Source organism: Streptomyces sp. NPDC017936 (genome assembly GCF_044328485.1).
Lineage (GTDB): Bacteria > Actinomycetota > Actinomycetes > Streptomycetales > Streptomycetaceae > Streptomyces.
In genome coordinates this window covers 477,899-488,011 of sequence record NZ_JBIRHK010000005.1, presented here as the reverse complement: position 1 = coordinate 488,011, position 10,113 = coordinate 477,899, and the positions used below count along the sequence as shown (strand labels likewise).

Here is a 10,113-nt window from a genome sequence, read left to right as displayed (position 1 = left end):
CCGGGCTCGGGCGGGTCGCGCCTCGGAGATTCGTTCGGACGGGCTGCGCCCAGCTCGAGCCGCAGGCGTAGACGGACCAAAGCGGTCGCCGGACCGGCGAACGCCGCCGGGCTCGGGCGGGTCGCGCCTCGGAGATTCGTTCGGACGGGCTGCGCCCAGCTCGAGCCGCAGGCGTAGACGGACCAAAGCGGTCGCCGGACCCGGACGGGGGCCGGCGGGCGTGGCCGGGCTCGGGCAGGTCGTGACAGGGGTTCGGGCGGCCTGTGTCCCCAGCTCGAGCCGCCCGGGCGGAGTGCGGGGAGGGGCCGTTACGCCGGGGCGCCCAGTTCCGCCCAGACCGTCTTGCCCGCGACGCCCGGCGTCCGGATGACGCCCCAGTCCAGGCAGAGGCGCTGCACGATGAACATGCCGTGCCCGCCGGGACGGCCGGCGCGGTGGGGGGTGCGGGGGGCCGGCTGGCCCGTGCCGCGGTCGGAGACCTCGACACGGATGACCTTGTTGTCGCAGGCGAGGAGGAGCTGCTCCGGGCCCTCGGCGTGCAGACAGGCGTTGGTGACCAGTTCGGAGACGACGAGCAGCACGTCCTCGGCGGCCGCCCGCTGGTCGGCGGTCGCGGCGGGCAGCCAGCCCCACGCGTACAGCGCCTGGCGGGCGAAGTCCCGGGCGAGGGGTACCACTCCGCTCGCGCCGTCGAAGCTCAGCCTGCGGACCTGACGACCCGTCGACGCGCCGGAAGCGCCGCTGGGCTCCGGGCCGCGGTCGCCCGGCGAGTAAGGCCGGGTGGTGCTCATCAGCGCTTCACCTCACCGATTCACCAGTTCGTGATTCACAGCATTCGCGATGCCAAGGGTGCGCGCGGCGCCTCGGACGGCACCACGGGCGGCGCAGCGCGCGCGGGAGCCGGTGCGCACGGCTTCCGGCCGTCGCACGGTCGGTCCGCTCATCCCGCCCCCTCCTCGTGCCACGTGCTCCGGCACGCGCTCTGCCACCGACATGTTCAGGATGTCTCCTGCCCGACGGAACCGGGGGAACACCCCTCGTCCGCCCGGTTCTGCGCCGTTCCTCCGTCCCGCGCCCGCCCCGGTCCGGCCGGGACGTGCGTGATCCGCCGGCCGCGGGGCGCCCACGGGGGCTCCGCGAGCGGCGGCCGGGCCGCGCACGAGGTCAGTCGTCACCGTCGGCTAGGGCCGACTCGACCGTGTCGTGCACGGTGAAGACGGCGTCCGCGCCGGTGATCTCGAAGACCCTGGCCACCACGGGCTGCATGCCCGCCAGGTGCACCGCTCCGCCGGCCGCCTCCGCCTTGAGGCGGGCGCCGAGCAGGACGTTGAGCCCCGTGGAGTCGCAGAACTCCAGCCGGGAGCAGTCCACCACCAGCCGGCTCAGCCCCCGGGCCAAGCAGTCCTCGAGCGGCTCGCGCAACAGATCGGCCGTGTGGTGATCCAGCTCACCGGCCGGGGTCACGACGGCGCTGGAGCCCTCTTCCCGCACCTCCACCAGAAGCCGGCCAGACTGTGCGCTGCCGACCGTCCCGCGGTCCATGCCGTGTCTCTCCCGAGGTCGTGACTGCTTCCTGACGCCCTCGAACACTACGCCTTCGAAACGCGCTCCGACAGCCGAACAATCACCCACAAACGGACATAACTCAACAATTCGCACTTGCGATCGGTCGAGCGAAGCGGGTAGGGCTAGAGGAACACGTACCCGACACGGCCGGCTTTGGAGGCGCCGCACACCGCAGTGCACGCACTGGCTTCGGCAGCCGTATGCCGAGAACGATGGAGGACATCATGTCATCCCGGCTCGACGCACCGCATACCCGCGGCGCGACGTCGACCCCCCCACCGGACCATCTGGATCCCATCGCGCAGGGCGGCGAGCCCACCGCCGGCCCGGACGTGCTCGCCGGGCTCCCGGAGATCCCGCCGTACGACGAGGTGGGCCCCGTCGACGCGCGGGCCCTGTCCAGGACCCTCTTCGAGCGGCTGGAGTCGCTGGAGGAAGGCACGTACGCGTACGCGTACGTCCGCAACACCCTCGTCGAGCTGAACCTCGCGCTCGTCAAGTTCGCCGCCTCCCGCTTCCGCTCCCGCAGCGAGCCCATGGAGGACATCATCCAGGTCGGCACGATCGGCCTGATCAAGGCGATCGACCGCTTCGAACTCAGCCGGGGTGTGGAGTTCCCCACCTTCGCGATGCCAACCATCGTGGGCGAGATCAAGCGCTTCTTCCGTGACACCTCGTGGTCCGTGCGCGTCCCGCGCCGGCTCCAGGAGCTCCGGCTCGACCTGGCCAAGGCCGGTGACGAACTGGCCCAGAAGCTCGACCGCGCCCCCACCGTGGGCGAGCTGGCGGAACGTCTCGGCATCTCGCACGAAGAGGTCGTCGAGGGCATGGCCGCGTCGAACGCGTACACCGCCTCCTCGCTGGACGCCCAGCCCGAGGAGGACGACGGCGAGGGCGCCCTCGCCGACCGCATCGGCTACGAGGACCACGGCATCGAGGGCATCGAGTACGTGGAGTCGTTGAAGCCGCTGATCGCCGAGCTCCCGCCCCGGGACCGGCGCATCCTCTCGCTGCGGTTCGTCGCGGGCATGACCCAGTCGGAGATCGGCGAGGAACTCGGCATCTCGCAGATGCACGTCTCCCGCCTGCTGTCCCGCACCCTGGTGCGGCTGCGCAAGGGGCTGACCCTGGAGGAGTGAGGCACGCCTCCGGCCGAAGACCAGTGCGGTCCGCGCCCGGGTGAGCGACGTCGTGCGCCCGCCCGGGCGCGGGCGTGCTCCCCGGCTCCCGGTCCTCGAGGACGGTGGCCCGGAGCCGTCCTCATCGTGAGACGAGGCGCTGACCTGGGCCCGGGTCGCCCCTTACGCTGGGCCGGCCCTCTGACCTGCGGGTGGGCGCCGCCATCCGCCGTGAGGAGCCCGATGCCGCGCGTCACCCCTGCCCGCCTCGGCCGGCCGACCGACCTTCCCGTGCTGCTGGTCGCCGTGGTCTGGGGGTCCAGCTACCTCGCGGCCAAGGGCGTCACCACGGCGGACACGGTGCTCGCGGTGCTGGTGCTGCGGTTCGCCGTCGCCCTGCCGGTGCTGGTGACCGTGGGGTGGCGCCGGCTGCGCGCGCTGAGCGGGACGCAGTGGCGCGGCGCGGGGTTCCTCGGGCTGCTCCTCGCCGGGATCTTCCTGCTGGAGACGTACGGCGTGGTGCACACCTCGGCCACGAACGCCGGTCTGATCATCAGCCTGACGATGGTGTTCACGCCGCTCGCGGAGAGCCGGGTGCGGGGCGTGCGGCTGCCGGGGGCGTTCCTGGCGGCAGCCGGGCTGTCGGTGGCGGGCGTGGCCCTGCTGACGCAGGGGGCCGGGTTCACCGCTCCGTCCGGGGGCGATCTGCTGATGCTGGGGGCCGCCGTCGCCCGTACCGTGCACGTGCTGGCCATGGCGCGGATGGAGTCGGTGCGGGGCGCGGACGCGCTGTCGCTGACGACGGTGCAGCTGGGCAGCGCCGTGACCGTGTTCGCGGTGCTGGTGGCGGTGCCGGGGACGGGCGCCTCGCCGTGGGCCGCCGCGGCCGCGTTCGACGCCGGGGACTGGCTGGGGCTGGTGCACCTGGCGGTGCTGTGCACGCTGTTCGCCTTCTTCGTCCAGATGTGGGCGGTCCGCCGCACCTCCCCCTCCCGGGTCAGTCTGCTCCTGGGCACGGAGCCGGTCTGGGCGGCGGCCCTCGGCATCGCGCTGGCCGGGGACCGCCCCGGGTGGCTGGGGTACGGGGGCGCGGTGCTGGTGCTCGTCGGCACGGCGTGGGGACGCTCGGTCGCCGACCGGGGGCGGGACGCCGGGCGGACGGAGGCCGGCCGGGGGCGCGGACCGGAACCGACAGGGACCGGCCGCAGGCCCGAGGCCGTGCCTTCGGCGTCGGAGTGAGGGCCGGAAGCCGTGCCCGCGGCGGCGGGCCGGCGGCCGGAGGACCGGCCCCCGCCGGCGGGACCGGGCGGGCGGGAGCCGCCCGTCCGCCCCGAGCGGCCGGTCAGGCCACCCGCACGCCGCGCCGCCAGACCTCCGACACGAGCGGGACGCCCGGGCGGTAGGCCAGGTGGACGTGGCTCGGGGCGTCCAGGAGGACGAGGTCGGCGTAGGCGCCGGGGGTGAGGCGGCCGATGTCCGTGCGGCGCAGGGCCGCCGCTCCGCCCGCCGTGGCCGACCAGACGGCCTCGTCGGGGGTCATGTGCATGTCCCGGACGGCGAGCGCGACGCAGAACGGCACGGACGAGGTGAACGACGAGCCCGGGTTGCAGTCCGTGGACAGGGCGACGGTGACGCCCGCGTCGAGCAGACGGCGCGCGTCGGGCCACTTCGCGCGGGTGGAGAACTCGGCGCCGGGCAGGAGCGTGGCGACCGTGCCGCCGTTCGCGAGCGCGTCCACGTCCGCGTCCGTCAGGTGGGTGCAGTGGTCGGCGCTGGCGGCGTCCAGCTCGACCGCCAGCTGCACGCCGGGGCCGTAGGAGAGCTGGTTGGCGTGGACGCGGGGGTGCAGGCCCCTGGCCTTGCCCGCGGTGAGGATCGCGCGGGCCTGGTCGCCGTCGAAGGCGCCCTTCTCGCAGAAGACGTCGATCCAGCGGGCGTGCGGGGCGCAGGCGTCGAGCATCTCGCCGGTGACCAGGGCGACGTAGGTGGCCGGGTCGTCGGCGTGGTCCGGCGGGACGATGTGCGCGCCGAGGTAGGTGACCTCGTCGGTGTGGGCGGCGGCGATGCGCAGGGCGCGGGCCTCGTCCTCGACCGTCAGGCCGTAGCCGGACTTGGTCTCCAGGGTGGTGGTGCCCTGGCGGAGGGCCTCGGCGAGGTAGCGGGTGAGGTTGCGTTCGAGGTCGGCGTCGCTCGCCGCCCGCGTGGCCGCGACGGTCGTGCGGATGCCGCCCGCGCTGTACGGCCGCCCCGACATCCGGGCGTTGAACTCCTGGGTCCGGTCGCCCGCGAAGACGAGGTGGGAGTGGGAGTCCACGAAGCCGGGGACGACCGCCCGGCCGCCGGCGTCGACCCGGTTGTCAGTGGCGGGTGCTTTGCTTCGTTCACCGGTCCACGCGACGCGGTCGCCGTCGATGACGACGGCCGCGTCCTGGATCAGTCCGAGGGGGGACGTGTCACCCAGGGAGGGGTCGTTGGTGACCAGGGCGGCGATGTTGGTGATGAGCGTGCTCGCGGTGCTCGCGGAGTGGGCGGGGCTGTCGGTGGTCGCGTTGCTCATGGCGTCCTTGCTGGCCTGGTCGGCGGTGGGGTGGGGGTCGGGGGCGGAGGCGGGCCGCGCGAAGGGGCGGTCCGCGGTCATCCGCGCAGGACTGCGACGGCGTCCGCGAGGGCTTTCGGCACGTCCGGCACGAGGCGGTGGACCCCGTCCCGTACGACGTGACGGCCGGCCACGACCGTGTGCGACACGTCCGCTGCCGACGCGGCGAATACGGCCGTCTCGGCCCCGAGCCGCGGAAGCGGCCCTGCCGTCCTGACCGAGTCGAGCGCGATCGTGGTGAAGTCGGCGCGCGCGCCGGCTTCCAGGGTGCCCGCGTCGTCCCAGCCGAGGGCCGCGTGACCGTCGGCGCAGGCCGCGCGCAGGAGGGCCGCCGCCGTCCAGTGGCCTCGTGTGCGGGTGCGCAGCCGCTCGTTCAGCTCCATCGCGCGGGCCTCTTCGAGCAGGTCGATCACGGCGTGGCTGTCGGAGCCGAGCGAGAGCGGCGAGCCCTCGTTCTGGAGGGCGGCGGCCGGCCCGATGCCGTCGGCGAGGTCCCGCTCGGTCGTCGGGCACATGCAGGTGCCGGTGCCGCTGCCGCCGATCAGGGAGACGTCCTCGGCGGTGAGGTGGGTGTTGTGGACGCCGGTGGTGCGCGGTCCGAGGACGCCGTGCTCGGCGAGGAGCTGCGTCGGGGTGCAGCCGTGGGCCTCGCGGCAGGCGTCGTTCTCGGCGGTCTGCTCGGACAGGTGGACGTGCAGCGGGGCCCCGCGCTCCTCGGCCCAGCGCGCCACGGTCGCCAACTGGCCGGCGGGCACGGCCCGTACGGAGTGGATCGCGGCCCCGATCCGTGCGTGATCCCGTTCCTCGAGAAGGGAACAGCGCGCGGCCCAGGCGTCCGCGCTGCCGTCGGAGAAGCGGAGCTGGTGGGAGGTGGGGGGCTGTCCGAAGCCGGAGGAGAGATAGGCGGTGTCGAGGAGGGTGATGCGGATGCCGGCTTCGGCGGCGGCCTCGACGAGGGCCTCGCCCATCGCGTTCGGGTCGGCGTAGGGGGTGCCGCCGGGGGCGTGGTGCACGTAGTGGAACTCTCCGACGGCCGTGACGCCGGCCAGGGCCATCTCGGCGTACACCGCGCGGGCGAGGGCGTGGTAGGTGTCGGGCGTGAGCCGGTCGGCGACGGAGTACATGACCTCGCGCCAGGTCCAGAAGGTGCCGGAGCCGACCTGGACGGTGCCGCGCAGGGCCCGGTGGAAGGCGTGGCTGTGGGCGTTCGCCAGGCCGGGCAGGGTGAGGCCGCGCAGCACCTCCGCGCCGGGCGGCGGGGCGGGCGCGTCCGTGCGGACGGCGGTGATCCGGCCGTCCCCGGTCTCCAGGACGACGCCCGGCTCGACGCGGGTGCCGAGCCAGGCGTGCTCCAGCCAGTACGTCCGCGTCCGCTGCGTGGGGGTCACGTGCAGGCCAGCCCTTCCAGTACGTCGGCGAGTGCGCGCACCCCGGCCACGCAGTCGTCCTCGGCCGCGTACTCGGCCGGGGAGTGCGAGACGCCCGTCGGGTTGCGCACGAACAGCATGGCGGTCGGGATGCTCCCGGAGAGGATGCCGGCGTCGTGTCCGGCGCCGGTGCCCAGGACGGGGACCCTGAGGTCGGCCTCCTTGCCCAGGATGCGGGCGAGCTCGTCGCGCAGGGCGTGGTCGAACTCGACGACGGGGGTGAAGGACTCGCGGACGACGCCGAGGTCGACCCCGTGGGCCTCGGCGTACTCGCGGGCCGCCTTCTCGACGCCGTCGACGACCTGGTCGAGGCTCTCCTGGTCGGCGGCGCGGGAGTCGAGCCAGCCGCGCACCAGGGAGGGGACGGCGTTGACGCCGTTCGGTTCGACGGAGATCTTGCCGAAGGTGGCGACGGCGCCGGCGAGCCGGGCCTCGCGCCGGGCGGCGAGCACGGTCTCCGCGTACGGCAGCATCGGGTCGCGCCGGTCGGCCAGCCGGGTGGTGCCGGCGTGGTTGGCCTCGCCCCGGAAGTCGAACCGCCAGCGTCCGTGCGGCCAGATGGCGCCGGCGATGCCCACCGGGTCGCCGCTGAGGTCGAGGGCCCGTCCCTGCTCGACGTGCAGTTCGACGAAGGCGCCGATCCGGGCGAGCCGCTCCGGGTCCGGTCCGATGGCGTCGGGGTCGTGTCCGGCGGCCTCCATGGCCTGCGGGAGCGTGGTCCCGTCGCCGTCGGTCAGCCGGTGGGCCTGTTCGACGGTGAGCCGGCCGGCGGTGAGCCGGGAGCCGACGCAGGCGAGGCCGAAGCGGGCGCCCTCCTCGTCGCCGAAGTTGACGACGGCGAGCGGCTTGGCGAAGGTCGCCCCGCGGGCGCGCAGTTCGTCGAGCGCGGCGAAGGAGGAGACGACGCCCAGCGGCCCGTCGAAGGCGCCGCCGTCGGGCACGGAGTCGAGGTGGGACCCGGTGACGACGGCGTCCCCGGCGGCGGGGTCGCCGAGCCAGGCCCACTGGTTGCCGTTCCGGTCCACCTCGTAGGCCAGCCCCCGCGTCTCGGCCTGTGCCCGGAACCAGGCCCGGCAGTCGGCGTCGGCGGGCGTCCAGGCGTGGCGGCGGTAGCCGCCGGAGGCGGAGCTGCGGCCGATCGGCAGCAGCTCCGCCCACATGCTGTGGAACGTCACGCGTCGTCACCCTCACGCATGGGCACCCGCACGCCGCGCTCGTCGGCGACGGACTCCGCGGTGTCGTAGCCGGCGTCGACGTGCCGGATGACGCCCATGCCGGGGTCGTTGGTGAGGACGCGGCGGATCTTCTCGCCGCCCAGCTTCGTGCCGTCGGCGACCGTCACCTGCCCGGCGTGGAGGGACCGGCCCATGCCGACGCCGCCGCCGTGGTGGATCGACACCCAGGACGCGCCCGAGGCCACGTTGACCATGGCGTTCAGCAGCGGCCAGTCGGCGATCGCGTCGGAGCCGTCGCGCATGGCCTCGGTCTCGCGGTAGGGGGAGGCGACGGAGCCGCAGTCGAGGTGGTCGCGCCCGATGGCCAGCGGGGCCGCCAGTTCCCCGCTCGCGACCATGTCGTTGAACCGCTCGCCGGCCTTGTCGCGCTCGCCGTAGCCGAGCCAGCAGATGCGGGCGGGCAGGCCCTGGAAGTGGACGCGTTCGCCGGCCAGCTTGATCCAGCGGGCCAGGGACTCGTTCTCGGGGAAGAGGTCGAGGATCGCCTTGTCGGTCTTGGCGATGTCGGCGGGGTCACCGGACAGGGCCGCCCAGCGGAAGGGGCCCTTGCCCTCGCAGAACAGGGGGCGGATGTAGGCGGGGACGAAGCCGGGGAAGGCGAAGGCGCGGTCGTAGCCGGCGAGCCGGGCCTCGCCGCGGAGGAAGTTGCCGTAGTCGAAGACCTCGGCGCCGGCGTCCAGGAAGCCGACCATCGCCTCGACGTGCTGCGCCATGGACTCGCGGGCGCGGGTGGTGAAGCCCGCCGGGTCCTTGGCCGCGTACGACGCCATGTCCGCGAAGTCCACGCCGGTCGGCAGGTAGGACAGCGGGTCGTGGGCCGAGGTCTGGTCGGTGACGATGTCGATGGGCGCGCCCATGGCGAGGAGCCGCGGGACGAGGTCGGCGGCGTTGCCGAGGACGCCGACGGACAGCGGGCGGCGGGCGTCGCGGGCCTCGACGGCCAGTTGGAGGGCGTGGTCCAGCGAGTCGGCCTTCACGTCGAGGTAGCGGTGCTCGATGCGGCGCTCGATGGCGCGCGGGTCGCAGTCGACGCAGATCGCCACGCCGTCGTTCATGGTCACGGCGAGGGGCTGGGCGCCGCCCATGCCGCCGAGGCCGGCGGTGAGGGTGATCGTGCCGGCGAGGGTGCCGCCGAACTTCTTCGCGGCGACGGCGGCGAAGGTCTCGTAGGTGCCCTGGAGGATGCCCTGGGTGCCGATGTAGATCCAGGAACCGGCGGTCATCTGGCCGTACATGGTGAGGCCGAGCTGTTCCAGGCGGCGGAACTCCTCCCAGGTGGCCCAGTCGCCGACCAGGTTGGAGTTGGCGATGAGGACGCGCGGGGCCCACTCGTGGGTCTGCATGACGCCGACGGGGCGGCCGGACTGGACGAGCATCGTCTCGTCCTGCTTCAGCGTGCGCAGCGTCCGCACCATCGCGTCGAAGGAGCGCCAGTCGCGCGCCGCCTTGCCCGTGCCGCCGTAGACGACGAGCTTGTCGGGGTGCTCGGCGACCTCGGGGTCGAGGTTGTTCTGCAGCATCCGCAGGGCGGCTTCCTGCTGCCATCCCAGGGCGCTCAGTTCCGTACCACGCGGCGCTCGTACGGGGCGGGGTCCTGACATGGTCTGCCTCCTGGCGGCTGGGATGGTCCCGGCGGATGTTGTCGCCGTTATTCACATCCTGACTTCATGAATAGAGCTAGTCAATACGGGGATGCGGGCGCGTCGACGGGACGGGCGCCCGAGGAGGGGGATCCGCCGCCGGAAGGAGGCACGCACGAGGTGCACGCGGAGGGACACGCGGGGCGGGCGCGGAGGCACGCACGGAGGCGGGCGCGGAGGCACGCACGGAGGCGGGCGGCGGGGCGCGACCGAAGTGCCGCCGGAGCGCGGCCGGGGTCGCCGGAGCGCGGACCGGACCGCGCGCACGGGCGCCGGCGGAGCGCGGGCCGGAGCGCCTCCGGGGCACGCAGGGGCGCGCGTCGGCGCCCCCACCACCCCTCACCCGCCCCCACCCCCTTGACGCGCGCCCGCGGGCAGGGTGTTGAACAAGGAGCGGAAACCGAGACAGTTGACCCACCTTAGTCACCTCCACGCATGTTCCGCCGGAAAATGCCAGAACGCTCATTCCTCGTGCCTACGTTGCGTAGCTTCTTCCTCACTCAGCCGAACCGCAGGCGGGAGGGGAGCCAA

Annotated in this window: 8 protein-coding genes; 2 read left to right on the top strand and 6 right to left on the bottom strand. The window is 74.1% G+C overall.

Translation table 11 applies throughout. The annotated features are described in order from the left end of the window. Positions 1-308 precede the first annotated feature (308 nt). Together ACH4F6_RS13890 and ACH4F6_RS13885 are read right to left on the bottom strand one after the other, a co-directional pair. Positions 309-791: an ATP-binding protein gene (locus ACH4F6_RS13890; RefSeq protein ID WP_397960328.1), complete on the bottom strand. Its 483-nt coding sequence runs from the start codon at positions 789-791 to the stop codon at positions 309-311. Between the two features lie 373 nt (positions 792-1,164). Continuing rightward, positions 1,165-1,542, bottom strand: coding sequence for an STAS domain-containing protein (locus ACH4F6_RS13885; protein WP_397960327.1), 378 nt, complete (start codon positions 1,540-1,542; stop codon positions 1,165-1,167). Positions 1,543-1,778: 236 nt separating this feature from the next. On the opposite strand from ACH4F6_RS13885, the gene ACH4F6_RS13880 reads away from it, so the two are divergent. Together ACH4F6_RS13880 and ACH4F6_RS13875 are read left to right on the top strand one after the other, a co-directional pair. After that, positions 1,779-2,705, top strand: a complete 927-nt coding sequence (locus tag ACH4F6_RS13880) for an RNA polymerase sigma factor SigF (protein ID WP_397960326.1) — start codon at positions 1,779-1,781, stop codon at positions 2,703-2,705. Positions 2,706-2,927: 222 nt separating this feature from the next. Beyond that, entirely contained in the window at positions 2,928-3,923 is a 996-nt protein-coding gene (locus ACH4F6_RS13875; protein WP_397960325.1) for a DMT family transporter, read from the top strand. Between the two features lie 103 nt (positions 3,924-4,026). Here the strand turns inward: ACH4F6_RS13875 and hutI are convergent, their stop codons facing one another. The 4 genes from hutI to hutU are packed head-to-tail and all read right to left on the bottom strand — an operon-like array spanning position 4,027 to position 9,543. Next, positions 4,027-5,322, bottom strand: coding sequence for an imidazolonepropionase (hutI, locus tag ACH4F6_RS13870; protein WP_397960324.1), 1,296 nt, complete (start codon positions 5,320-5,322; stop codon positions 4,027-4,029). After that, positions 5,319-6,668: a formimidoylglutamate deiminase gene (locus tag ACH4F6_RS13865; RefSeq protein ID WP_397960323.1), complete on the bottom strand. Its 1,350-nt coding sequence runs from the start codon at positions 6,666-6,668 to the stop codon at positions 5,319-5,321. Before ACH4F6_RS13865 ends, hutI begins: the two co-directional genes overlap by 4 nt. Further along, on the bottom strand, positions 6,665-7,882 hold the full coding sequence (locus tag ACH4F6_RS13860; RefSeq protein WP_397960322.1) for an allantoate amidohydrolase: 1,218 nt from the start codon (positions 7,880-7,882) through the stop codon (positions 6,665-6,667). The genes ACH4F6_RS13865 and ACH4F6_RS13860 overlap by 4 nt, the downstream gene beginning before the upstream one ends. Continuing rightward, positions 7,879-9,543, bottom strand: coding sequence for a urocanate hydratase (gene hutU / locus ACH4F6_RS13855; protein WP_397960321.1), 1,665 nt, complete (start codon positions 9,541-9,543; stop codon positions 7,879-7,881). Before hutU ends, ACH4F6_RS13860 begins: the two co-directional genes overlap by 4 nt. Positions 9,544-10,113: the final 570 nt, after the last annotated feature.

What these genes read in the sequence shown, in the direction of transcription:
- ACH4F6_RS13890 (WP_397960328.1), bottom strand. Translation starts at nt 791, where the DNA reads ATGAGCACCACCCGGCCTTACTCGCCGGGCGACCGCGGCCCGGAGCCC.
- ACH4F6_RS13885 (WP_397960327.1), bottom strand. Translation starts at nt 1,542, where the DNA reads ATGGACCGCGGGACGGTCGGCAGCGCACAGTCTGGCCGGCTTCTGGTG.
- ACH4F6_RS13880 (WP_397960326.1), top strand. Translation starts at nt 1,779, where the DNA reads ATGGAGGACATCATGTCATCCCGGCTCGACGCACCGCATACCCGCGGC.
- ACH4F6_RS13875 (WP_397960325.1), top strand. Translation starts at nt 2,928, where the DNA reads ATGCCGCGCGTCACCCCTGCCCGCCTCGGCCGGCCGACCGACCTTCCC.
- hutI (WP_397960324.1), bottom strand. Translation starts at nt 5,322, where the DNA reads ATGACCGCGGACCGCCCCTTCGCGCGGCCCGCCTCCGCCCCCGACCCC.
- hutU (WP_397960321.1), bottom strand. Translation starts at nt 9,543, where the DNA reads ATGTCAGGACCCCGCCCCGTACGAGCGCCGCGTGGTACGGAACTGAGC.